Here is a 24,189-nt window from a genome sequence, read left to right as displayed (position 1 = left end):
CCGGTGGATCAGCGGCGCCCGGGGACCGCGGGCTGGCTGCCGGTGTCCCGCGGGGAGGCGGCCGGCTGCACCAGCGTCGGCGGACCCTCCGGGGCGGGCGCGTCCTCGGCCGGGCGGGCCTGCTCGGTCACCCGCGTCGACCCGCCGGAGTGCCGGCCCTCGTCCTGGCCGCTGGTGTGCACCGGGCGGATCTGCTGGGTCTGCTCGGACGACGGCGTCTCCGGCTGCGGGGCGGCCGGCTGGGTCGACGGCGCCTGGGCCGACGGGGACTGGGGAGCGGGCGGCTGGGGAGAGGACGCGGGCGAGCGCGTGGGCTGCTGGGCGGCCGCGGCCTCCCCGGCCCCGCGGGCCGGGGTCTCGGGACCGCGGGGGTGCGGCGACGGGCGCGTACCGGCCGGCTGCCCCCCGGTCTGGGGCCCGACCGCACGCTGGACGGCGGTCTGCGGCCCGACGGCCGGCTGCACGGCGGTGGGCGGCCCGGCGACCGGCTGGACCGCGGTCTGCGGGCCCTCCGGCTCGCGCCGCTGCACGCGGACCTCCTCGGTCGCCCCCGGGCGCTGCTGCTGACCCGGCTGCGACGGCGCCTGCGGGTGCTGGCCCTGCTGCTGCACCTGCTGCGGCACGCCCGGCCGCTGCTGCGGGCGGTCGGCGAGGTCGGGCAGCGCGGTGAGCACCCGCCGAGCCTCGGTCAGCCGGGCGGTGAGCTCGTCGCGGACCCGGCGGATGGCGGCGGCGGAGGCCTCGGCCTCGCCGACGACGCGTGCGGCGTGTGCCTCGGCCGCCGCGACCCGCTCCTGGGCGGCCTGGATCGAGGCCCGCTCGCGCTCCTCCTCCAGGCGGGCGGCGTCCATCCGGCGCGCCCGCTGGGCGATCTCGAAGTCCTCCTCCACCTTGGTACGGCGGGCGTGGGACTCCGCCTCGAGACGGGCGACCTTCTCCTGCGCCTTGGTGACCAGCTCGTCGGCGCGGATCTGTGCCTTGCTGGCGATCTGCTCGGCGTTCTGCCGGGCCTCGGCGAGCATCCGCTCCACCTCGGCCTGCCCGGCGGCGTGCCGCTCGAGCATCGCCCGCTCCTCGGCGGCGGTCTGCTCGCGCAGCGCGCGGGCCTCCTGCTCGGCGGTGGACCGGATCTCCGCGGCCTCCTCCTCGGCCAGCCGCAGCATGTGCGAGATGCGCCCGCTCATGTTCTCGAACGTCGCCGGGCCCTGGTTGGCGGCCTTGCGGCGCAGCTCGTCGATCTCCGCGTGCATGGCCGACAGCTGGCCGGCGAGGTCGCTCACGCGGGCGGCCGCGGCGTCCCGGTCGGCGAGCGCCACCCGGATGTCGGCCTCGAGCCGCTCGATGGTCTCGGCCACCTGGTGGCGGTCGTAACCCCGCAGCACCACGTCGAACGAGTGCTGCGCCTCGCGCATGGGCAGCAGGTCGCGGCGGGGATCGGTCATGCGGTCATCCTCGCAGAGTCGGGGGAGGTCGTCAGCCTGTCGTTCGGGCCCGGCACCGGGCCGGAAGTGTCCCCGGACCGCGCCCCGTGGTCCAACGGAGCGGTCCCCCCCGGGGTGCCCGGGCGCCGCGGAACGGCGCCCGGGCGGTGGGTGCTAGACGCCGCGGAAGCGGTTGATCGCGGAGAGGTGCTGCTCGCGCTTGGCGGCGTCCTTGACGCCGAGCCCCTCCTCGGGGGCGAGGGTCAGCACGCCGACCTTGCCCTGGTGCAGGTTGTGGTGGACGTCGTAGGCGGCCTGGCCGACCTCGTCCATCGCGTAGGTCCTCGACAGGGTCGGGTGGATCAGGCCCTTGTCGATGAGCCGGTTGGCCTCCCACGCCTCCTTGTAGTTGGCGAAGTGCGAGCCGACGATCCGCTTGAGGTTCATCCACAGGTAGCGGTTGTCGTAGGAGTGCATGTACCCGCTGGTGGAGGCGCAGGTGACGATCGTGCCGCCCTTCTTGGCGACGTAGACGCTCGCCCCGAAGGTCTCCCGGCCGGGGTGCTCGAAGACGATGTCGACGTCGTCGCCGCCGGTGAGCTCGCGGATCCGCTTGCCGAACCGCTGCCACTCCTTCGGGTCCTGGGTGTCCTCGTCCTTCCAGAACCGGTAGCCCTCCGCAGAGCGGTCGATGACCAGCTCGGCGCCCAGCGAGCGCACGATCGCGGCCTTCTCGGGGCTGGAGACCACGCAGACGGGGATGGCGCCGCCGTTGAGGGCCATCTGGGTGGCGTAGGAGCCCAGCCCGCCGGAGGCGCCCCAGATCAGCACGACGTCGCCCTGCTTCATACCCGCGCCGTTGCGGGACACCAGCTGCCGGTACGCGGTGGAGTTGACCAGCCCGGGGGCCGCCGCCTCCTCCCAGGACAGGTGCGCGGGCTTGGGCATGAGCTGGTTGCTCTTGACCAGCGCGAGTTCGGCCAGGCCGCCGAAGTTGGTCTCGAAGCCCCAGATCCGCTGCTGCGGGTCCATCATCGTGTCGTCGTGGCCGGCCGGGTCCTCCAGCTCCACCGACAGGCAGTGGGCCACGACCTCGTCGCCGGGCTTCCACCTGTTCACGCCCGGGCCCACCCGCAGCACGACGCCGGCGAGGTCGGAGCCGACCACGTGGTAGGGCAGGTCGTGCCGCCTGGTCAGGTCGTTCTGCCGGCCGTAGCGCTCCAGGAACCCGAAGGTGGACACCGGCTCGAAGATCGACGTCCAGACGGTGTTGTAGTTCACCGAGGAGGCCATCACGGCCACGATCGCCTCACCCGGGCCGAGCTCCGGGGTGGGCACCTCCTCCACGTGGAGGGACTTGCGCGGGTCCTTCTCGCGGGTGGGCATCCCGGCGAACATGTCCTGCTCGTCCTTGCGGACGAGGACCGCCCGGTAGGACTCCGGCACCGGCAGCCCGCCGATGTCGCTGAGCTGGTCGGCGAGGATGGCGTCCCTGATGGCGTCCACGTGTCACTCCCGGGTCTTCGTCGGCTCGGAGGGCGGAGGGTGGTGCGGGCGGCAGGTTACCGGTCGGTAACCAGGCGCGGGCAGGCCGGTCCCGAGGGGGTGTCGTGCCCGGCCCCGGGGGTCAGGAGGAGGTGTGAGCGGGCTCGACGAGCTCGACGAGCACGCCGCCGGCGTCCTTGGGGTGCACGAAGTTGACGCGGCTGCCCGACGTCCCGCGCCTCGGGGTGTCGTAGAGCAGGCGCAGGCCACGCTCGCGCAGGGTGGCGGCCGCGGCCTCGACGTCCTCGACGCGGAAGGCCAGCTGCTGCAGGCCGGGGCCGGACCGGCCGATGAACTTCGCGATCGTCGACTCGGGCGTGAGCGGCGCGAGAAGCTGGATGCGGGTGTCACCGGTGCCGACGGCGAGCATCGCCTCGCGCACGCCCTGCTCCTCGTTGGTCTCCTCGTGCACCGAGCGCACGCCGAAGGTCCGGGCGTAGAAGGCGATCGCCTCGTCGAGGTCCGGGACGGCGATCCCGACGTGGTCGACGGTGGTGAACAGCTCGGCCGGCAGGCCCACGGCGTCGTCGGTCATCGGGCCATCTTGACGCAAGACGTCTGAGACGACTCCTCCGTGTGGCACGCATCACGCCGGGTCTCACACCCGCCCGGGCGATCTATCCTGGCCGGGCCACACCGCCGCGCTGCGCTCGCGCGGCCCGACCCGTGGTCGCCGGTGTCGGCGACGCGTTCCTGGAGGCAGCATGTCCCGCTCGGTCATCGTCGGCGGCGCCCGGACCCCCATGGGCCGGCTCCTCGGCTCGCTCAAGGACTTCTCGGCGGCCGACCTCGGCGGCATCGCCATCAAGGCCGCCCTGGAGCGGGCGGGCATCACCGGCGACCAGGTCGACTACGTGATCATGGGGCAGGTGCTCCAGGCCGGCGCCGGCCAGAACCCCGCCCGCCCCGCGGCCGTGGCCGCCGGCATCCCGATGACCGTGCCGGCGATGACCGTCAACAAGGTCTGCCTCTCGGGCATGAGCGCCATCGCGATGGCCGACCAGCTCATCCGCGCCGGTGAGTTCGACGTCGTCGTCGCCGGCGGCCAGGAGTCGATGACCCAGGCCCCGCACCTGCTGCCGAGCTCCCGCACCGGCACCAAGTACGGCGACGCGAAGCTCGTCGACGCCATGGCGCACGACGGGCTGTCGGACACCTTCGACCAGGTCGCCATGGGCGAGCTGACCGAGCGCGCGAACAGCCGGTACGGCCTCACCCGCGAGGAGCAGGACGCCTTCGCCGCGGAGAGTCACCAGAAGGCCGCCCGCGCCGGGAAGAACGGCATCTTCGACGAGTCGATCACCCCGGTGCTCATCCCGCAGCGCAAGGGCGACCCCGTCGAGTTCCGCGAGGACGAGGGCGTGCGCGCCGACACCACGGTCGAGACGTTGGCCCGGCTGAAGCCGGCCTTCGCCGAGGACGGCACGATCACCGCCGGCACGGCCTCGCAGATCTCCGACGGCGCGTGCGCGGTCGTGGTGATGAGCGCCGGGAAGGCCGCGGAACTGGGCATCACCCCGATCGCCGAGATCGGCGCCCACGGCGTCGTGGCCGGACCGGACGCCACCCTGCAGAGCCAGCCGTCGCGCGCGGTCGAGAAGGCCTGCGAGCGGGAGGGCATCGACCCCAAGGACCTCGACCTGGTCGAGTTCAACGAGGCCTTCGCCGCCGTCGCCCTCGTCTCGACGCGGGAGCTGGGGATCGACCCGGAGAAGGTCAACCCCAACGGCGGGGCGATCGCCCTGGGCCACCCGATCGGCATGAGCGGCGCCCGCGTCGTCCTGGATGTCGCGCTGGAGCTGCGCCGCCGCGGTGGCGGGGTGGGTGCTGCCGCGCTGTGCGGCGGCGGCGGCCAGGGCGACGCGCTGATCCTGCACGTGCCCGCGAAGGCGTGACCCCGGAGGACGTCGCGGTCCGGACCGGCGCCCCCGCCGCCCTCCGCGGGCGACGGGGGCGCGGCGCCGTCGACGTCCCCGACCTGGTGGCGCGCGCCCGCGACGGTGAGGCCCGCGCGGTGGCCCGGCTGATCTCGCTGGTCGAGGACGCCAGCCCGCTGCTGCGCGACGTCGCCGCGGCGCTCGCGCCGCACACCGGGCACGCCCAGGTGCTGGGGCTGACCGGGGCGCCCGGCGTGGGCAAGTCCACGACGACGACGGCGCTGGTGCGCGCGCTGCGGGCCGCGGGCAGGCGGGTCGGCGTGCTCGCCGTCGACCCGTCGTCGCCGTTCTCCGGCGGGGCGCTGCTCGGCGACCGGGTGCGGATGCAGGACCACGCCGGCGACCCCGGCGTCTACATCCGGTCGATGGCCTCGCGCGGGCACCTCGGCGGCCTGGCGTGGGCGACCCCGCAGGCGCTGCGGGTGCTCGACGCGGCCGGCTGCGACGTCGTGCTGGTCGAGACCGTCGGCGTCGGGCAGTCGGAGCTGGAGATCGCCGCGCTGGCCGACACCACGCTGGTGCTGGTGGCGCCGGGGATGGGCGACGGCATCCAGGCGGCCAAGGCCGGGATCCTCGAGGTGGCCGACCTGCTCGTCGTCAACAAGGCCGACCGCGACGGCGCCGATGCCACCGTGCGCGACCTGCGCTACGCGCAGTCCCTCGGCGGCCGGCACACCGCGCCGGGCGCGTGGCGGCCACCGATCGTGCGGACCGTGGCCGCGCGGGACGAGGGTGTCGACCGGGTGCTCGCCGAGGTGGAGGCGCACCGCCGGTGGCTGTCGGGGTCGGGGGAGGGCGCCCGGCGCCGCGCGGAGCGGGCCGCCCGCGAGATCGAGGCGATCGCCCTGGCCGGGCTCCGCGCGCGGATCGGCGAGGTCCGCGGTTCGGCGGCGCTGGCGGCGCTGGCCGGTGAGGTGGTGGCGGGGGGGACCGACCCCTACCGCGCCGCCGACCGTCTCCTGGCATCCCTGTGACCGCGCAGCCCCGACCCCGCACGGGGACACTGGCCGGGTGAACGGGAAGCCGGACGCCGTCGTCGTCGGAGCGGGACCCAACGGGCTGGCCGCAGCCCTCCGGCTGGCCGCCGCGGGCCTGCGGGTGCAGGTGGTCGAGGCGGCCGACAAGCCCGGCGGGGGGATGCGGACCGAGGAGCTGACGCGGCCGGGCTACCGGCACGACACCTGCTCGATCGTGCACCCAATGGCCGCGGCCGCCCCCTTCTTCCGCGAGTTCGACCTGCCCAGCCGCGGCGTGCGGCTGGTGCACCCCGAGGTGGCCTACGCCCACCCCCTCGACGGCGGCCGGGCAGCGGTGTCCTACCACTCGCTGGAGGAGACCGCCGCCGGCCTGGGGGCCGACGCCGCGGCGTACCAGCGGCTGTTCGGGCCGCTGGTGGAGTCCGCGCAGGACGTCATCGACTTCTTCCTCATGAGCCGGTTGCGCCGACTGCCCACCCGCAGCGTCGGCGCCGTCACCCACTTCGCGCTGAACGCGCTGCCGAACGTGCGCTGGCTGGTCCACCGGTGGTTCGGCACCGACGAGGCGCAGGCGCTCATCGCCGGCGCCGCCGCCCACGGGATGCTCGACCTCGGCCGGCCGCTGACCGCCGGGCTCGGCATGGTGCTCGGGATGCTGGCCCACCACCGGGGCTGGCCGCTGGTCGAGGGCGGCTCGCAGAACCTCGCCGACGCGATGGTCCGGGCGCTGGAGCAGCAGGGCGGCGAGGTGGTCACCGGGCACCGGGTCACCGACCTGCGCGAGTTCGACGGCGTCCCCGCGGTGCTGCTCGACACCACCCCGCGCGCGTTCGTGGACATGGCCGGCGACCGGGTGCACGAGGGCTACCGGCGATGGGTGTCGCGGTACAAGCACGGTGCGGGGGTGTTCAAGATCGACTGGGTGCTGTCCGAGCCGGTGCCCTGGACCCACCCCGAGGTGCGCCGGGCGGGCACCATCCACGTCGCGGGCAGCCTGCAGGAGACCATGGCCGGGGAGGCGGCGTCGGCGGCCGGGCGCATCACCGACCGTCCCTACGTGCTCGCCGTCCAGCCGACCGTCGTCGACCCGACCCGGGCGCCGGAGGGCGGGCACGTGTTCTGGGCGTACGTGCACGTACCGCACGGGTCCGACGTCGACATGACCGAGGCGATCGAGGCGCAGGTCGAGCGGTTCGCGCCCGGCTTCCGGGACACGGTGCTCGAGCGGGCGGTGAAGAACGCGCCGGCGATGGAGGCGTGGAACCCCAACCACATCGGCGGGGACATCTCCAACGGCGAGGCGTCGCTGCAGCAGATGCTCTTCCGCCCGGTGCCGCGCTGGAACACGTACAAGACCCCGGTCGACGGCGTGTACCTGGCCTCGGCGGCCACCCCGCCCGGTCCCGCGGTGCACGGTGCGTGCGGTGACAACGCCGCGCGCGTGGCGCTGCGCGAGGTGTTCGGCGTCCGCGAGGTGCCCCGCCTGCGTCCCGCCGTCTGAGACCTGCAGGCGTCGAGATGCGGCTCGTGGAGGTCACCCACGCCGGGTGACCTCGGTCAGGCGGATGTCCGCGCGGCCATGTGTCGCCGTAGCAGGTCGAGCAGGCCGGCGGGGCGCCGGAGGTCCACCGCGGTCGCGAACACGGTGCGCCACCCGGCGGACGCGACCGCGTTGAGCCGGGCCCGGTCGGCGCGGAACTGTGCCGTCCCGCCGTGCCAGGCGCCGTCGTACTCGAGCGCCAGTCGGTGCTCGGGCCAGGCGAAGTCGACCCGGGCCACGAACCGGGCGCCGTCGCGGACGATGAACTGCGCCACCGGAGCCGGGAGTCCGGCCCGGGCCAGCAGCAGGCGCAGCCGGGTCTCCTGCGGTGAGCCGGCCAGGCCGTCGGCGAGCGCGGCGACCGACCGGACGTGGCGGCAGTCGCGCCCGGTCAGGCCGCGGGCGGCGGAGCGCACCGAGGCCAGGTCGACGAGCCCGTGGGCGAGGAACCGGTCGAGGTCGACGACCGCGTCGTCGAGCGGGCGGCCGCGGCACAGGTCCAGCGCGGTGCGCAGGGGCGTGGTCACCTGGGTGGAGCCGCGCCTCGTCACCTCGCCGGCCGTCAGCCTCCTGCGGGTGAGCACCACCCTGTCGAGTGCATCGGCACGGCACGACGGCGACACGCTGCAGGACACCGGCTCCGCGGCACCGGCCAGGACCACGCCCCAGAGGACGGCGGCGCTGCGTCCGATCACGACGGCGTCGGGCAGGAGGAGCCGCGCCACGGCCTGCGCCCGGGCCGCGTGGTCGACGTCCAGGGTCGTGCACGCGTACACGTCGGGGTACAGCTGGCGCCACGCCGACGATCGGAGCTGGGCCGGCGTCAGGAGGCCTGCGCGCACGACCGCTGACCCGCGGAACGCCCGCCCGGTCAGCTCGGGCGGGCGGTGTGGGCTGGGCGGCACGAGCCGGGATGCTGCCGCGAGTCGGGCGCCCCGCTCGCGCCGTCCACAGGTCCAGCGAGATGCGCGCCGCCGCGGTGACCGTGGTCCAGAGACCGCGTTGGGACGCCTCTCGGCGAGGTGGTGGATCACGTGGGAGGTAGCGTCGGCCCCATGGTCCGGGCGCTGGGGCTGCCGTTCGACCCGATCGAGCGCGCGGGGGAGACCTGGGAGCAGCGCTTCGGTCCGGCCGCGGCGATGCGCGCGGCGACGTCGGTGTTCCGGGTCCAGCAGATCCTGCTCGCCCGCTTCGACGAGGTGCTGCGCCCGCACGGGCTGACCTTCGCCCGCTACGAGGTGCTCGTCCTGCTCACCTTCAGCCGCACCGGGCAGCTGCCGCTGAAGGTGATCGGCAGCCGGCTGATGGTGCACCCCACGAGCGTCACCAACGCGATCGACCGGCTGGTCGCGGCCGGCTTCGTCGACCGCCGGCCCAACCCCGCCGACGGCCGCGGCGTGCTGGCCGGCATCACCGAGCGCGGACGCGCGGTGGTCGAGGTCGCCACCGGGGAGCTCACCGCACTCGACTTCGGCCTCGGCGAGCTGCCCGCGGCCGAGCAGGAGACGCTCTTCGAGGTCCTGCGGCGGGTCAGGCTGGGTGCCGGCGACGTCGCCGGGGTCGACCCCGCCCCGTCCGCCGAGGGCTGACACCGCCCGATCGGGCCGGTGGGATCATGGGGGCATGCAGCCCACCCGTCCCGGACGCCCCGACCCGCGCGCACAGGCCCAGCAGGCCCAGCTGGCCGCCTCCCTCGCCGGTGCGGTCGACCTCGCCGCCGTCAAGGCGCGCAACGAGGCCGCCGCGCGGGCCCAGGCCGCCCCGCCGCCGAGTGCGGCCGTCCCCGCCGGCGCCCCCGGGTCGGCGGTCGTGGACGTCACCGAGGCCACGTTCCAGACCGAGGTCCTCGACCGCTCCTTCCAGGTGCCGGTCGTGCTCGACCTGTGGGCCGAGTGGTGCGGGCCGTGCAAGCAGCTCTCCCCCGTGCTCGAGCGGCTGGCCGCCGAGGGCGGCGGCTCCTGGGTGCTGGCCAAGGTCGACGTCGACGCCAACCCCGCGCTCGCCCAGGGCCTGCGGGTCCAGGGCATCCCGGCGGTGAAGGCCGTGTGGCAGGGCCAGCTCGTCGCCGAGTTCACCGGCGCCATCCCCGAGGAGCAGGCCCGCCAGTTCGTCACCGAGCTGGTGCGCGCCACGACCGGCGGCGCGGTCCCGGGCGAGGAGCCCGCCGGGGACGACGGCCTGGAGGACCCCCGGCTCGACGCCGCGGAGGCGGCGCTGGAGCGTGGTGACCTCGAGGCTGCCGAGGCCGCCTACCAGGCCATCGTCGACGCCGAGCCCGACCACCCGGTCGCCGGCCTGGCGCTGCGGCAGGTGCAGCTCTTCCGCCGCGCCGACGCCGCCGGTCCCGACGCGCTCGCCCGCGCCGACGCCGCCCCCGACGACGTCGCCGCGCAGACCCGCGCCGCGGACTTCCAGCTCGGCACCGGCGACGTCGAGGGCGCCTTCACCCGCCTGGTCGACGTCGTCCGGCGGACGTCCGGCGAGGACCGTGACCAGGCGCGCCAGCACCTCGTCGGGCTCTTCGAGGTCGTCGGCGGCGAGGACCCGCGGGTGATCGCGGCCCGCCGCCAGCTGATGGCCGCCCTCTTCTGAGGACGGGATCCCCGTCTAGACGCCGACGTCGCAGGGCTCGGCGCCGTTGAGGAAGCCGGCCCGGAACAGGTCGACCAGCTGGAACCCCGTCAGCTCGACGTCGGCGAGCACGTCGGGGTCGTTGCCGTAGGTGAGCAGGAACTGCACGCTCTCGTCGATGTCGCCGGGGGAGATCGTCACCGACTCCAGCTCGCCGTTGTAGACCTGCGCGGAGTACCAGCCGGTGAGGCACACCGCCGACTGCAGGGCCTCGGTGTCGTCGGTGGACAGGCCCAGCTGCTCGCGGGCGGCCAGCGCGTAGGGGATGGCCACGCCCGTGACGACGGCGTAGTCGCCGAACTCGTCGTAGGCCTGCTCGGCGAAGCCCGTGTCGTAGGCGACCAGCCCGGCGCCGTCCCCGCCGTCGGCGCAGTAGACCAGCGCGACGGCGTCGGCGGCGCAGTCCGGGGCGCCGGAGGTGCTGTCGAGCTGCGGCTCGGTGAACTCGGCGTCGAGCACCTCGGTGAACGCCCGGCCCCAGAACTCCGACAGCGAGTTGGGGAGGATCGTCTCGGTCGTGTCGGTGAAGGGCGCGTTGCCGCCGCTGGCGAAGTCCTCGTCGCTGGTGAACTCGCCCTGGGTGAAGACGCGGCCGGGGCCGTAGTTGTCGCGGCACGCCGTCGGGCCGTCGTCGAAGCCCTCCTGGAAGGCCGAGACGCGGTCGAAGTAGGAGCCGTGGGCCTGCTGCTCACCGGTGCCGGTGCCCACCGGGTCGCGCAGCAGGAAGTAGCCGCGCAGCAGTTGGTCGAGGTCGGCGGTGTCGATGGTGGCGTAGTCGCCGTTGCCCTCGGCCACCCACGCCGTCCACGCGCCGGCCAGGCAGTCAGCCTGGGTCTCGGTGGCGATCGAGGCCTCCGGGTAGCCGACCCGGCCCTGCACCGCGTGGCCGAACTCGTGCGCCATCACCAGCTGCGGCAGGACCTCGCCGTACTCGGCGGCCAGCTCACCGAGGAAGGCGCGGTCGTAGCTGATCGAGTCGGAGTTGGGCGCGCCCTGAGCCGAGCAGTAGAAGGCGTTGTTCTCCAGCTCCCGCGGATCGGTGCCGCAGCCGATGCCCTCCGGGTAGAGCGAGGGGTCGACGTCGTTCGGGTCGACGCTGAAGTAGCCGCCGGTCAGCGGCTGGAACGCCTGGCCGTAGACGTCGGGGAAGGTGGCCGACCAGTACGTCTCCAGGTCGGCGAGCGCGTTGCGGGCCAGGGTGTCGATCGGCCCGTCGGTGGCGCCGACGACGGTCAGCGTCCCGTCGTCGACCGACTCGGTCGGCATGCCCTGCGAGCGGGCCTCGCCGATGACGACGTAGGAGCACCCCGACGTGACGAGGACGGCGAGGGTCAGCAGCGCGGCGAGGACGCCCCGGTCGCGGGCGGAGGAGCTCACCGCCGCCCCCTACCCGGCGGAGCACGACCCGAACGCGGACGGCGCCCGTCACAGGGGCGACGGGCGCCGTGCGGCAGCCGCCAGGGGTCAGAGGCCGATCTCGCAACCGGCGCCGCCGTTGAGGAAGCCGTCGCGGAAGGCGTCGACCATCTCGAAGCCCGACAGGTCGGTGTTGGGGAAGACGCCCTCGGTCTGGCCGTAGGTGAGCAGGAAGACGGCCGCCTCGTCGACGTCGCCGGGGGAGATGGTGATGTCCTGGGCCTGGTAGTCGCCGGTCCAGAACCGGCCCGCGTACCAGCCGGTCAGGCAGACCGCGGAGTCCACCGCCGCGGCGTCGTCGATGGACAGGCCGAGCTGGGCGCGGGCGGCCTGCGCGTAGGCCAGGGAGACGGCGGTGGCGACGGCGAAGTCGCCGATCTGCTCGTAGGCCGGGGCCAGCAGGTCGGACTCGTCGACGTAGACGGTGCCGTCGGCCTCGCAGTAGCCGAGGTCCCGGTCCTCGGCGCCCATGTCGCCGCACGCCGGCGCGGTGCCGTCGAAGGACTCCACCTCCGGCGCGGTGAACTGCTCGCCGAGGCCGGGGAACACCGACTCGTAGAACGCCGGGAGGGTCGTGCCGATGATCCCCCCGATCTCGTCGTAGGGGGCGTTCCCCTCGTTGTCCAGGTCGTCCTGGGTGGTGAACTCGGTGGCGGTGAACAGCCGGTCCTCGGTGAACTCGTCGCGGCAGCTGCCGACGCCGCCCTCGTAGCCGGCGAAGAAGCCCGACATCCGGTCGAAGCCGGAGCCGTGGGCGCGCTGGTCGTCGGGGTCGAAACCGACCGGGTCGCTCAGGCCGATGAACCCGAGCACCACCTGGTCGAGCTCGGCCACGCGGAGGGAGACGTGCTCGGCGTTGCCGTCGACCACCCAGCGGGTGAACGCGCCGGCCAGGCAGTCGGCCTGCGTCTCGACGATGATCGCCGAGTCGGCGTAGCCGAACCGGTTCTGCATCGCGTGACCGATCTCGTGCGCCATGACCGCGGGACCGAGGTAGGGGCCGTTCTCCGCGCTGAGCTGCTCGAGCAGCGCGCGGTCGTAGGCGACGACGTCGCAGTTGGGGTCGTAGTGCGCGTTGTTCGCCACCTCCTCGGGGTCGGTGGGCGCGCGGTCGCAGCCGATGCCGTGCTCCGGGTAGGCCGACTCGTCGATGGCGGTGGAGTCGACGGAGAAGTAGCCGCCGGCGAGCGGCTGGTACTCCTCGCCGAAGTACTCGGGGTAGGCCTGCGACCAGAAGGTGTCCAGGTCGGCCAGCGCGTTGCGGGCGAGCCGGTCGGTCTCGTTGTCCGCGGCACCGGTGATCGGGAACTCGTCGGCGGGGACGTCCTCGGGCACGCTGGCGCCCCGCGACGCGATGCCGGAGACGGTGCTCGCACAACCGGTGAGCAGCACGCTGCCCACCGCTGCCGCGGCAACTGCACGGCGCAGGACATGCCTCATGGAGCCGGGGTTCCTTCTCTGCCGGGTGCTGGCACCCGGGGAGCCGGGTGCGCGGGGGACCGGTCCGCGCCGCCGGGGCGGCGCGGAGCCGGGCCATGATGCACGGGCAGGGGTCGGCGCGGAACGGGTCCGCGCACGGCACGGGGCCGCCCCACTCCAGCGGGTGGGACGGCCCCGTCGTCGGTCCTCGCGGCCCGGTCGTGCCCGGCGGTCAGCCCTCGTGCAGCAGCCAGACGGTGCCCAGCGGGGGCGCGGCCACGGTCGCCGAGAACGGCTGGCCGTGCCACGACTCCTCGACGGCGTCCACGCCGCCGTAGTTGCCGACGCCCGAGCCGCCGTAGCCCTCGGCGTCGGTGTTGAGCACCTCCCGCCAGCGGCCGCCGCGGGGCAGGCCGATGCGGTAGCCGTGGTGCGGGGAACCGGAGAAGTTGCACACGACCGCCAGCACCTGACCCGGCGTCTGCCCGCCCTCCGGCGTCTCCCCGGGGTCGCCGGACTCCGACGCCTGGGCGGGGGTGGGCACGTCCGCCGTCTTCGGGCGGCCGTAGCGCAGGAAGCTGATGACGTTGCCCGTGGCGTCGTTGGCGTCGATCCACTGGAAGCCGGCCGGGTCGACGTCGAGCGACCACAGCGCCTCGAGCTCCCGGTACCGGGCGTTGAGGTCGGTGACCAGCTGCAGCACGCCCCGGTGCGCGGGGTCGTCGAGGTGCCACCAGTCCAGCGAGCGGCTCTCCGCCCACTCGCCGTCCTGGGCGAACTCCGAGCCCATGAACAGCAACTGCTTGCCGGGGTGGGACCACATGTAGGCCAGGTAGCCGCGGACGCCGGCCAGCTGCTGCCAGCGGTCGCCGGGCATCTTCCGCAGCAGCGAGCCCTTGCCGTACACGACCTCGTCGTGGCTGACGGGGAGCACGTAGTTCTCGGAGTAGGCGTACATCATCGAGAACGTCAGCTGGTTGTGGTGGTAGCTGCGGTGCACCGGCTGCCGGGCCACGTAGCCCAGCGAGTCGTGCATCCAGCCCATGTTCCACTTCAACCCGAAGCCCAGGCCGCCCAGGTGGGTGGGCCGGGTGACGCCGGGCCAGGCGGTCGACTCCTCGGCGATGGTCACCACGCCCGGCACCTCGCGGTAGACGGTCGCGTTGACCTCCTGGAGGAAGGACACCGCCTCCAGGTTCTCCCGCCCGCCGTGCACGTTGGGCACCCACTCGCCGTCCTTGCGCGAGTAGTCGAGGTAGAGCATCGAGGCGACGGCGTCGACGCGCAGCCCGTCGATGTGGAACTCCTGGCACCAGAACAGCGCGTTGGCGACGAGGAAGTTGCGCACCTCGGTGCGGCCGAAGTTGAACACCAGCGTGCCCCAGTCGGGCTGCTCACCGCGGCGGGGGTCGGCGTGCTCGTAGAGGGCGGTGCCGTCGAAGCGGCCCAGCGCCCACTCGTCCTTCGGGAAGTGCGCGGGCACCCAGTCGACGATGACGCCGATCCCGGCCTGGTGCGCCCGGTCGACGAGGTAGCGCAGGTCGTCGGGGCTGCCGAAGCGCGACGTCGGGGCGTAGTAGCTGGTGACCTGGTAGCCCCAGGAGCCGCCGAAGGGGTGCTCGGCGACGGGGAGGAACTCCAGGTGGGTGAACCCGGCGGAGGCGGCGTAGTCGACGAGCTCGTCGGCCAGCTGCCGGTAGGACAGCCCCTGCCGCCAGGAGCCCAGGTGCACCTCGTAGACGCTCATCGGCCGCTCGTGCCAGCCCCCGCGCTCGCGCTCGGCCAGCCACGCGTCGTCGTGCCACTCGTAGGTCGACTCGGTGACGACCGAGGCGTTGAGCGGCGGCACCTCGGTGGCGAAGGCCATCGGGTCGGCCTTCTCCCGCCAGACGCCGTCGGCGCCGAGCACGTGGAAGCGGTAGCGGCTCCCCACCGGCACCCCCGGGAGGTAGATCTCCCAGACGCCGATCGCGCCGAGCTGGCGCAGGGGGTAGGCGCGGGCCTCCCAGTAGTCGAAGTCGCCGGTGACCTTCACGCCCTGGGCGTTGGGCGCCCACACCGCGAACGAGACGCCCTCGACGGTGCCGCGCGGGGTGTCGTAACGGCGCACGTGCGCGCCGAGCACGTCCCACAGCCGCTCGTGGCGGCCCTCGCCGATGAGGTACTGGTCGAGCTCGCCGAGGGTGGGCAGCCACCGGTAGGGGTCGTCGACGGTGAAGGTGTCCTCCCCGTAGGTGACCTCCAGCCGGTAGTCGCCGGGCTGGGCGGGGAGGGGCGCCTCGAAGACGCCGCCGGCGTGGACCCGGCGCGCCTCGTAGCGGCTGTCGTCCTGGTCGACGACGACGACGGCGGACGCGTCGGGACGCAGGCACCGCACCACCCAGCCGTCACCGGACGGGTGGGCGCCGAGGACCCGGTGCGGGTCGCGCGACCAGCCGTCGACGATCGCCCGCAGGTCCTCCTCGGTGACGTCGTCGGTCCCGCCGTGCGTGCCCTCGCCGCCGGCGCCGGAGGCCAGGCCGCCACCGTCGGTGGCCGGCGCCGATGCGACGTCGGCGGGCGGCTCGGAGGGGGACTCCGAAGGCGACTCGGACGGCGACTCCGCGGGTGCCTGCGGGGTCGAGGGCCCCGCCGGGTCGGGGTCGGGCGGCGTGGGCTGCCCCGCGGGCGCCCCCGACGGTGAGGCGGGCTCGGCGATCGGCGCCGGAGCGACGACGGGCGTGGCCGTACCACCCTGCTCCGCCATGACGTCGGCCGTGGGCTCGGCGATGGTGTCGGCGACCGTCCGCTTCCCGGGGGCGCGCTTGCGGGTCGCCTTCACCGGGGCGTCGCCGTCGGCTGCGGTCGCCGTCGCGGCGGGGGCCTTCTTCGCGGGCGCCTTCTTCGCGGCGGCCTTCTTGGCGGGGGCCTTCTTAGCCGGTGCCCTCTTCGCGGCGGCCTTCTTGGCCGGGGTGGGGTTCACGACCGGCTCGGCCTCAGCGGCCTCGGCCTGGGCGGCGCGCTCCTCGACCACCCGCTGCAGCTCCTCCTTGGAGGCCGGCGCGTCCGCGGTCTCGTGGGCGGTGGGCGTCCCCGGAGGGAGTGTCGGGTCGGTCATCGTCGCTCTGCCGTCCTCTCGTCTGCGTACGTGTCGCGCTGGGGTGCCCCCGTGCTGCGTCCTCCGTGCCGAGTCCACCGTGCCGGGTCCTCCTGGGGGGAGTCCTCCGGAGGGGACCTCAGGATTCCCCGGCGGTGAGCCGGGAGAGGGACTGCAGCGGGATCATCAGCCAGTTCGGCCGGTTGCGCGCCTCGTAGACGCACTCGTACACGGCCTTGTCCGCCTCGAGGGCCCGCAGGAGCGGGGAGTCCCCGCACGGGTCGATCCCGCTCGCCGCCGAGTAGCCCGTGCAGAAGGCGCCGCGGTTGCGCACTGCCCACTCCTGCGCCCGGTACGCGCGCTGGGAGTCGTCGGGTTGCTCGACGAGCATGTGACGTGCGGCGTAGTCGAAGCTGCGCAGCATGCCGGCGACGTCCCGCAGCGGGCTGTCGAGCTGCCGCCGCTCGGCCAGCGGGCGGGCCGGCTCGCCCTCGAAGTCCAGCACCACCCAGCCGGTCGCCGTCCGCAGCACCTGGCCGAGGTGGTAGTCGCCGTGCACCCGCTGGCGCACGACGTCGTCGCCGCTGTCGGCCACCGCCGCGTAGACCGCCCGCAGCCCGGCGAGGTGCTCCTCGAGCTGCGGGACGACCGCCAGCGCCGCGTCCAGCCGGGACCGCATCGCCTCCGCGGTGGCGGTGAACCACTCGCGGTCGGCCGGCTCGGTGGGCAGCACCCGGGCGAGGTCGGCGTGCACCGAGGCGGTGGCCGCGCCCAGCCGCTCGCTGTCGGCGGCGAAGTCCCCGCCGACCTCGTCGGCGTGCAGGTCGCCCTCGGCGTAGAGGTCGCGCACGCTGGCCGTGGCCAGCCGCCACCCGTCGCTGGCCCCCCGCACGAAGGTCTGCAGCATCGCGACCGTGGCGGGCTCGTTCGCCGGGTCGGGGTCGTCGATCTCGACGTGCCCGAGCAGCGGCGCGATGTGCGGGTTCTCCGTCCGCCGCAGCGCCTCACCGATCTCGACGTCGGGGTTGAGCCCGGGGTCGAGCCGGCGGAACAGCTTGAAGATGGCGTCCTGGCCGTAGACCAGCGAGGTGTTGCTCTGCTCGGTGGAGACGATGTCGCCGGGAACGCCCTCCGGGATGGGCGCGACCCCGGCCGGGTGGAAGTGCATCGGGCCGACGGTCGAGGCCGCCACCAGGTGCGTCAGCCACGGCGTGGTGGCGTCGCGGTCGCGCATCGCGTCGTAGGCGTAGTTCTCCCGGTCGGCGCCCTCGGCGTCCTTGCCCGGCACCGCGCCGACGAACGCCGAGCTGAGGTCCTCCTCGGGGTGGGTCCGCCACGACAGGGGGACCAGGTAGGTCTCCCCGGCGCCGTCGGCGTAGGTGACCCGCACGCGGTGCACCGAGACCACCGGCTCACTGCGGGAGAGGAAGAACCCCTCCTCGCTGACCTCGGCCCACTCTCGGCCCTTGCCGCCGAACCAGCGCTGGTGGGGCATCCACTCCCGCAGCACCTCCGCGAGGGCTGTGCTCATCGGGCACCTCCGGTGCTGGTCGGGACGTCGGCTCCGGTACGGGTGTCGCTGCCGCCCGGGATCTCCTCGGCCTCGCGGACCAGCCCGGAGGCCAGCAGCGAGTCGGCCAGCGGGCTGCTCTCGGTGCTCTCGTGTTCGGCCGGCACCTCGACCGGCTCGGTGGGCCGGGACAGCTCGAACCAGTAGAAGCCGTGCCCGGCGAGGGTGAGCATGTAGGGCAGGACGCCGATCTGCGGGAACTCGACCCGCCCGGTGAGCTCGACGGGGGTGTATCCCTCGAAGCGGCGCAGGTCCAGCTCCACCGGCTGCGGGAAGCGCGAGAGGTTGTTGACGCACAGCACGATGTCGTCGCCGAACTCGCGGACGAACGACAGCACCGTGGGGTTGCGCGAGCCGATCTCCTCGTAGGTGCCCCGCCCGAAGGTCGGGTGCTCCTTGCGGACGGCGATCATCCGGCGGATCCACTGCAGCATCGAGTTGGTGTTGCGCAGCTGCGCCTCGACGTTGGTGGTCTGGTAGCCGTAGACCGGGTCCTGGTTCAGCGGCAGGTACATCCGCTGCGGGTCGGCGGTGGAGAAGCCGCCGTTGCGGTCGGGCGTCCACTGCATCGGTGTGCGGACGCCGTCGCGGTCGCCGAGCCAGATGTTGTCGCCCATCCCGATCTCGTCACCGTAGTAGAGGACCGGCGAGCCGGGCAGCGAGAGCAGCAGCGCGTTGAACAGCTCGAGGGTGTTGAGATCGTTCTCCAGCAGCGGCGCCAGCCGGCGGCGGATGCCGATGTTGGCCTTCATGCGGGGGTCCTTGGCGTACTCCGCCCACATGTAGTCGCGCTCCTCGTCGGTGACCATCTCGAGGGTCAGCTCGTCGTGGTTGCGCAGGAAGATGCCCCACTGGCAGTTGTCGGGGATGGCCGGCGTCTGCGCCATGATCTCCGAGATCGGGAAGCGCTGCTCCCGGCGGGCGGCCATGAACAGGCGCGGCATCACCGGGAAGTGGAAGGCCATCTGGCACTCGTCGCCGTTCTCGCCGAAGTACTCGACGACGTCGGCCGGCCACTGGTTGGCCTCGCACAGCAGCACGCGGTCGGGGTAGTCGGCGTCGACCACCTTGCGCACGTGCTTGAGGAACTCGTGGGTGCGGGGGAGGTTCTCACCGTTGGTCCCCTCCTCCTCGAACAGGTAGGGGACGGCGTCGAGCCGGAAGCCGTCGATGCCCAGGTCCAGCCAGAAGCGCAGGGCGTCGATGATCGCCTCCTGCACCCGCGGGTTCTCGAAGTTCAGGTCGGGCTGGTGGGAGAAGAAGCGGTGCCAGAAGTACTGCTTGCGCACCGGGTCGAACGTCCAGTTCGAGCTCTCGGTGTCGACGAAGATGATCCGTGCGTCGGCGTAGCCGGTGTCGTCGTCGGCCCACACGTAGAAGTCGCCGTAGGGGCCCTCGGGGTCGCTGCGGCTGGCCTGGAACCAGGGGTGCTGGTCCGAGGTGTGGTTCATGACGAAGTCGATGATCACGCGGATGCCGCGGCGGTGGGCCTCGCCGAGGAACTCCTCGAAGTCCTCGATGTCGCCGAACTCCGGCAGCACCGCGGTGTAGTCGCTGACGTCGTAGCCGCCGTCGCGCAGCGGCGAGGCGAAGAACGGCGGCAGCCACAGGCAGTCGACACCGAGCCACTGCAGGTAGTCGAGTTTGTCGATCATGCCGCGGAGGTCGCCGATGCCGTCGGCGTTGCTGTCGGCGAAGCCGCGGACGAGCACCTCGTAGAAGACGGCGCGCTGGAACCACAGCGGGTCGGTTCCGCGCGCGGGCAGGCCGGCGCCGCGGTCGGGGGAGTCGGGCACGGGGAGCGTCATCGGTGCGGGTCGTCCTCGCGTGTGGGTGGTCCGGGGGTGGGGCGGGCGCTCAGGCGACCGGCGGCGGCCAGGTCACCGGCCGCGGGAGGTGCACCGAGAGGACGTGAGCGGGCTCCCAGTAGGGGTCGAGCTCGACGTAGTTGAACTGGCCCCAGTCGTAGCGGGCGCCGGTGAGCTCGTCGGTGACGGCGAACCGCTCGTGCCAGTCCAGGCCCAGCGCCGGCAGGTCCAGCGACGTCGTCCCGATCTGGCGGGAGTGGCTGTCGAGGGCGCAGACCACCAGCACCGCGTCCTGCGAGCCGGGGTCGGTCTTGGAGAAGCAGATCAGGTTCGGGTTGTCGACCGCGTGGAACCGCAGGGTGCGCAGCTGCTGCAGCGCGGGGTGCTGCCGGCGGATCTCGTTGAGCCGTGTCAGGTAGGGGGCGAGGCTGCGGCCGGCGGCCTCCGCGCCGGCCCAGTCGCGGGGGCGCAGCCGGTACTTCTCGCTGTCGAGGTACTCCTCGCTGCCCGGCCGCACCGCCACGTGCTCGTAGAGCTCGTAGCCGGAGTAGACGCCCCAGGTCGGGCTGAGCATCGACGCGAGCACCGCCCGGATCTTGAACATCGGCGGCCCGCCGTACTGCAGGCTCGCGTGCAGGATGTCGGGGGTGTTCACGAAGAAGTTGGGCCGCATGTAGTGCGCGTTCTCGGCGAGCTCGCGGCCGTAGTCCTCGATCTCGTCGCGCGCGGTCCGCCACGTGAAGTACGTGTAGGACTGCGTGAACCCGATCCGCGCGAGCTGGTGCATCATCGCCGGCCGGGTGAAGGCCTCGGCGAGGAAGAGCACGTCGGGGTCGGTCTCCTTGACCGTCCAGATCAGCCAGTGCCAGAAGTCCAGCGGCTTGGTGTGCGGGTTGTCGACGCGGAAGACCCGCACGCCGGCGTCCATCCACACCCGGACGACGCGCAGCACCTCGGCGTAGATGCCCTCGGGGTCGTTGTCGAAGTTGACCGGGTAGATGTCCTGGTACTTCTTCGGCGGGTTCTCCGCGTAGGCGATGGTGCCGTCGGGCTTGGTGGTGAACCACTCGGGGTGCTCGGCCACCCAGGGGTGGTCGGGGGCGGCCTGCAGCGCGAGGTCCAGGGCGACCTCCATGCCCAGGCCCCGCGTGCGGGCGACGAAGGCGCGGAAGTCGTCCATCGTGCCCAGCTGCGGGTGGACGGCGTCGTGGCCGCCCTCGGCGCTGCCGATCGCCCACGGCGAGCCGACGTCGTCGGGCCCGATCTCGTGCGGGTTGCCGCCGGGGTACTGGGCGGTGTTGGGGCCCTTGCGGTTGACCGTGCCGATCGGGTGGATCGGCGGCAGGTAGACGACGTCGAAGCCCATCTCGGCGATCGCCGGAAGCCGGTCGGAGGCGGTGGCGAACGTGCCGTGCGTCGGCTCGCCGCCCACGACCGGGCCCTCCGAGCGCGGGAAGAACTCGTACCAGGAGCCGTAGAGCGCCTGCCGGCGGTCGACCCACACCTCGTGGTCGGCCGTCGGGGTGACCAGCTCGCGGACGGGGTGCGCGTCGAGGTACTCCTGCACGGCCGCCGCCAGCGCCGGCGCCACCCGGTCGTGCAGGGTGAGGGAGGGGTCGCGCAGCGCGGCCGCGGCGTCGGTGAGCCGGGCGCGCCAGGTCTCGTCGGCGTCGGCGGCCACGCGCTCGAGCAGCCGGGCGCCCTCCTCGAGGTCGTTGGCCAGCTCACCGGGGCCCTGACCGGCGTCGATCTTCACCTCGACGGCGTGGTGCCAGGTGGCCAGCGGGTCGCTCCACGCCTCCACCCGGAAGGTCCAGCGGCCCTCGCGGTCGGGGACGACCGTGGCGATCCAGCGGTCGGGCTGCTCGCCGTAGCGGCGCATGCGGGTGAACGCCCCGCGGGTCCCGTCGGGCGCGGTCCAGACGACCTCGGCCGCGACGGCGTCGTGACCCTCGCGGAACACGGTGGCCGTCACCGGCACGTGCTCGCCGACCACGGCACGGGCCGAGAAAGACCCGCACGACACGACGGGGGCGACATCGGTGATGCCGAGGCGGAGGTCAGGGCGGCGAGTCATCCCGGCCACGCTATCCACGACGGGGGCCGCCCACACCTCGGCCGCGGAGCGGCGTCCGGCGGACTGCCGGGGGCCGGTACCGGGGGCCGCGGGGTGCCGCCTCCGACCTGTCCCGGCCGCGGTCCGTGGCTAGGCTCCCGGCGTGCGAGCACTCCGTCGGTTCACCGTCCGGGCGTCCCTCCCCGAGGCGCTCACGCCCCTCTCCCAGCTGGTCATGAACCTGCGCTGGTCATGGCACCCGGAGACGAGGGACCTCTTCGAGGCGCTCGACCCGGACCTGTGGCGGCGGTGCAACAACGACCCGGTCAAGGTGCTCGGGGAGGTCTCCGCCGAGCGGCTGGCCACCCTGTCGGCCGACCGCCGCTTCCTCCGCCGGCTGCAGGACGTCGTCGACGACCTCGAGGACTACCTCTCCTCCGAGCACTGGTACCAGTCGCTGGGGCCCGAGGCGCCCCGCAGCATCGCCTACTTCTCCGCCGAGTTCGGCATCACCGAGGTGCTGCCGCAGTACTCCGGCGGCCTGGGCATCCTCGCCGGCGACCACCTCAAGGCCGCCTCCGACCTGGGCGTGCCGCTCATCGGCGTCGGCCTGCTCTACCGCGCCGGCTACTTCGAGCAGGGCCTGTCGGCCGACGGCTGGCAGCTCGAGCACTACCCGGCGCTGGACCCGCACGGCCTGCCGGTCAAGCTGCTGCGCCAGCCCGACGGGTCGGCCGCCGTCATCTCCGTGCCGCTGCCCGAGGGCCGCACCCTGCACGCCCACGTGTGGCGCGCGCAGGTGGGCCGGGTGTCGCTGCTGCTGCTCGACAGCGACATCGAGGAGAACACCCCGGCCGAGCGCGGCGTCACCGACCGGCTCTACGGCGGCGACGAGGACCACCGCCTGCGCCAGGAGATGCTGCTGGGCATCGGCGGGGTGCGGGCGCTGCGCGCCTACTGCCAGCTCACCGGCACCCCACAGCCGGAGGTGTTCCACGCCAACGAGGGTCACGCCGGCTTCCAGGGCGTCGAGCGGATCCGCGAGCTGACCGAGTCCCACGGGCTGACGTTCGCCGAGGCGCTGCAGGCGGTCCGGGCGGGCACGGTGTTCACCACGCACACCCCCGTCCCGGCCGGCATCGACCGCTTCCCGCGGGCGCTGATCGAGCGCTACTTCGCCGGCTTCGGCGTCCCGCTCGAGCACCTCATCCCGCTGGGCGCGGAGGAGGACCCGGCGAAGTTCAACATGGCGTACATGGGCCTGCGGCTGGGTCAGCGGGCCAACGGCGTCAGCCGGCTGCACGGGCACGTCAGCCGCGGCATGTTCAACGGCCTGTGGCCGGGCTTCGACGAGACCGACGTCCCGATCGGCTCGATCACCAACGGTGTGCACGCCCCCACCTGGACGGCGCGCGAGCTGGTGGAGCTGGGCACCCAGACCTCCACCGGCGACCCGTTCGAGGGCCAGGGGTCGGCGTCCTTCGACGGCGTCGACCGCATCCCCGCGTCGGAGCTGTGGGCGACCCGCCGGATGCTGCGCGCCCGGCTGGTGGACGAGGTCCGCCGCCGGCTGCGCGAGACCGCGCTGTCCCGCGGCTCGGCCGAGGCGGAGGTCGGCTGGACCGACAGCGCCTTCGACCCCGACGTGCTCACCATCGGCTTCGCCCGCCGGGTGCCGTCCTACAAGCGGCTGACCCTGATGCTGCGCGATCCCGAGCGGCTGCGGGCCCTGCTCCTCGACGACGAGCGGCCGATCCAGCTGGTCATCGCCGGCAAGAGCCACCCGGCCGACGACGGCGGCAAGCAGCTCATCCAGCACATGGTGAAGTTTGCCGACGACCCCGCCATCCGGCACCGGATCGCCTTCCTGCCCGGCTACGACATCGGGATGGCCCGCTACCTCTACTGGGGCTGCGACGTCTGGCTGAACAACCCGCTGCGGCCGCTGGAGGCCTGTGGCACCTCGGGGATGAAGGCCGCGCTCAACGGCGGGCTCAACCTCTCCATCCGCGACGGCTGGTGGGACGAGTGGTTCGACGGCCAGAACGGCTGGGCCATCCCCACAGCCGACGGCGTCACCGACCCCGACCGCCGCGACGACGTCGAGGCGCGCGCCATCTACGACCTGCTGTCGACCCAGGTGCTGCCGCGGTTCTACGAGACCGACCGCGACGGCATCCCCACCCGCTGGGTCGAGATGGTGCGGCACACCCTGCGCGAGACCGGCCCGAAGGTGCTGGCCACCCGCATGGTGCGCGACTACACCGAGCAGCTGTACGTGCCGGCCGCGGGCTCGGCCCGGACGATGGCCGATGCCGGGTACGCGCCCGCGCGGACCGAGGCGCAGTGGCGGGCTCGGGTGCTGGAGAGCTGGACCGGCGTGCGGGTGGCGCACGTGGAGGCCACCGGTGCCGGCGACACCCCCGAGATCGGCTCGACGCTGGCGCTGCGCGCCGAGGTCGAGCTGCCGCACCTGACCCCGGGCGACGTCGAGGTGCAGGCGGCCTACGGGCGGGTCGACGACGCCGACGGCCTGCACGAGGTCACGACGGTGCCGATGGTGCACGAGCAGACCGAGGGCTCCCGGCACTGGTTCACCGCCACCCTGCCGTTGGAGCGCACCGGCGCGTTCGGCTACACCGTGCGCGTGCTGCCGCACTCCGAGCACCTGGCCGGCCCCGCCGAGCTCGGGCTGGTCCGCAGCGCGTAACCGGAGGACTGCGGACCACAACCGTCCCGCCGGTCGCAGCTCCCCCACGGGGAGCGGTGACCGGCGTGGCGGTGCCGCCGGAC

At 73.8% G+C, this 24,189-nt stretch carries 16 protein-coding genes; 6 read left to right on the top strand and 10 right to left on the bottom strand.

The features are described from left to right. Positions 1-8: 8 nt before the first annotated feature. The 3 genes from BM165_RS15080 to mce form a co-directional block, all read right to left on the bottom strand. Positions 9-1,442, bottom strand: coding sequence for a flotillin family protein (locus tag BM165_RS15080; protein ID WP_075014373.1), 1,434 nt, complete (start codon positions 1,440-1,442; stop codon positions 9-11). Positions 1,443-1,595: 153 nt separating this feature from the next. Beyond that, positions 1,596-2,927 carry a crotonyl-CoA carboxylase/reductase gene (ccrA, locus tag BM165_RS15075; protein WP_075014372.1) on the bottom strand — a complete coding sequence of 444 codons (1,332 nt, stop codon included), beginning with the start codon at positions 2,925-2,927 and terminating at the stop codon, positions 1,596-1,598. 121 nt (positions 2,928-3,048) lie between these two features. Continuing rightward, entirely contained in the window at positions 3,049-3,501 is a 453-nt protein-coding gene (gene mce / locus BM165_RS15070) for a methylmalonyl-CoA epimerase (RefSeq protein WP_075014371.1), read from the bottom strand. Between the two features lie 169 nt (positions 3,502-3,670). Here mce and BM165_RS15065 point away from each other — a divergent pair, with 169 nt between their 5' ends. Genes BM165_RS15065 through BM165_RS15055 form a run of 3 tightly spaced genes read left to right on the top strand, consistent with a single transcriptional unit; the run spans position 3,671 to position 7,381 of the window. Then, complete coding sequence (locus BM165_RS15065) at positions 3,671-4,861, top strand: acetyl-CoA C-acetyltransferase (RefSeq protein WP_075014370.1); 1,191 nt, start codon at positions 3,671-3,673, stop codon at positions 4,859-4,861. Further along, on the top strand, positions 4,858-5,877 hold the full coding sequence (gene meaB, locus BM165_RS15060) for a methylmalonyl Co-A mutase-associated GTPase MeaB (protein ID WP_083427382.1): 1,020 nt from the start codon (positions 4,858-4,860) through the stop codon (positions 5,875-5,877). The genes BM165_RS15065 and meaB overlap by 4 nt, the downstream gene beginning before the upstream one ends. A gap of 37 nt (positions 5,878-5,914) precedes the next feature. Beyond that, positions 5,915-7,381 (top strand): phytoene desaturase family protein, encoded by a 1,467-nt coding sequence (locus tag BM165_RS15055; protein ID WP_075014369.1) that lies wholly within the window; start codon positions 5,915-5,917, stop codon positions 7,379-7,381. A 56-nt stretch (positions 7,382-7,437) separates the two neighbouring features. Here BM165_RS15055 and BM165_RS15050 read toward each other — a convergent pair whose 3' ends face one another. After that, a complete protein-coding gene (locus BM165_RS15050) occupies positions 7,438-8,262 on the bottom strand; it encodes an endonuclease domain-containing protein (protein ID WP_244274245.1) in 825 nt (274 codons plus the stop codon). Positions 8,263-8,475: 213 nt separating this feature from the next. Between BM165_RS15050 and BM165_RS15045 the strand changes: the two genes are divergently transcribed. Next, a complete protein-coding gene (locus BM165_RS15045; RefSeq protein ID WP_075014367.1) occupies positions 8,476-9,009 on the top strand; it encodes a MarR family winged helix-turn-helix transcriptional regulator in 534 nt (177 codons plus the stop codon). A gap of 34 nt (positions 9,010-9,043) precedes the next feature. Further along, the gene (locus tag BM165_RS15040) at positions 9,044-10,012 is read left to right on the top strand and encodes a tetratricopeptide repeat protein (RefSeq protein WP_083427381.1); all 969 of its coding nucleotides are present in this window, start codon (positions 9,044-9,046) and stop codon (positions 10,010-10,012) included. A 15-nt stretch (positions 10,013-10,027) separates the two neighbouring features. Here BM165_RS15040 and BM165_RS15035 read toward each other — a convergent pair whose 3' ends face one another. From BM165_RS15035 to BM165_RS15010, 6 genes are all read right to left on the bottom strand, one after another. Beyond that, complete coding sequence (locus BM165_RS15035) at positions 10,028-11,428, bottom strand: neutral zinc metallopeptidase (protein WP_075014366.1); 1,401 nt, start codon at positions 11,426-11,428, stop codon at positions 10,028-10,030. 87 nt (positions 11,429-11,515) lie between these two features. After that, entirely contained in the window at positions 11,516-12,907 is a 1,392-nt protein-coding gene (locus tag BM165_RS15030; protein ID WP_075014365.1) for a neutral zinc metallopeptidase, read from the bottom strand. 211 nt (positions 12,908-13,118) lie between these two features. Then, positions 13,119-15,983, bottom strand: coding sequence for a 1,4-alpha-glucan branching protein GlgB (gene glgB, locus BM165_RS15025; protein ID WP_075014364.1), 2,865 nt, complete (start codon positions 15,981-15,983; stop codon positions 13,119-13,121). Positions 15,984-16,101: 118 nt separating this feature from the next. Then, a complete protein-coding gene (locus BM165_RS15020) occupies positions 16,102-17,493 on the bottom strand; it encodes a maltokinase N-terminal cap-like domain-containing protein (protein ID WP_075014363.1) in 1,392 nt (463 codons plus the stop codon). Beyond that, positions 17,490-19,340, bottom strand: a complete 1,851-nt coding sequence (gene treS, locus BM165_RS15015; protein ID WP_075014362.1) for a maltose alpha-D-glucosyltransferase — start codon at positions 19,338-19,340, stop codon at positions 17,490-17,492. Before treS ends, BM165_RS15020 begins: the two co-directional genes overlap by 4 nt. A 49-nt stretch (positions 19,341-19,389) precedes the next feature. Further along, positions 19,390-21,417, bottom strand: a complete 2,028-nt coding sequence (locus BM165_RS15010; RefSeq protein ID WP_075014361.1) for an alpha-1,4-glucan--maltose-1-phosphate maltosyltransferase — start codon at positions 21,415-21,417, stop codon at positions 19,390-19,392. A gap of 142 nt (positions 21,418-21,559) precedes the next feature. Here BM165_RS15010 and glgP point away from each other — a divergent pair, with 142 nt between their 5' ends. After that, positions 21,560-24,106, top strand: coding sequence for an alpha-glucan family phosphorylase (gene glgP / locus BM165_RS15005; protein ID WP_075014360.1), 2,547 nt, complete (start codon positions 21,560-21,562; stop codon positions 24,104-24,106). The last annotated feature ends 83 nt before the right edge of the window (positions 24,107-24,189 follow it).

The sequence above is a fragment of the Geodermatophilus obscurus genome, from assembly GCF_900115395.1.
GTDB lineage: Bacteria > Actinomycetota > Actinomycetes > Mycobacteriales > Geodermatophilaceae > Geodermatophilus > Geodermatophilus obscurus_B.
This window is presented reverse-complemented; position numbering and strand designations above follow the sequence as displayed.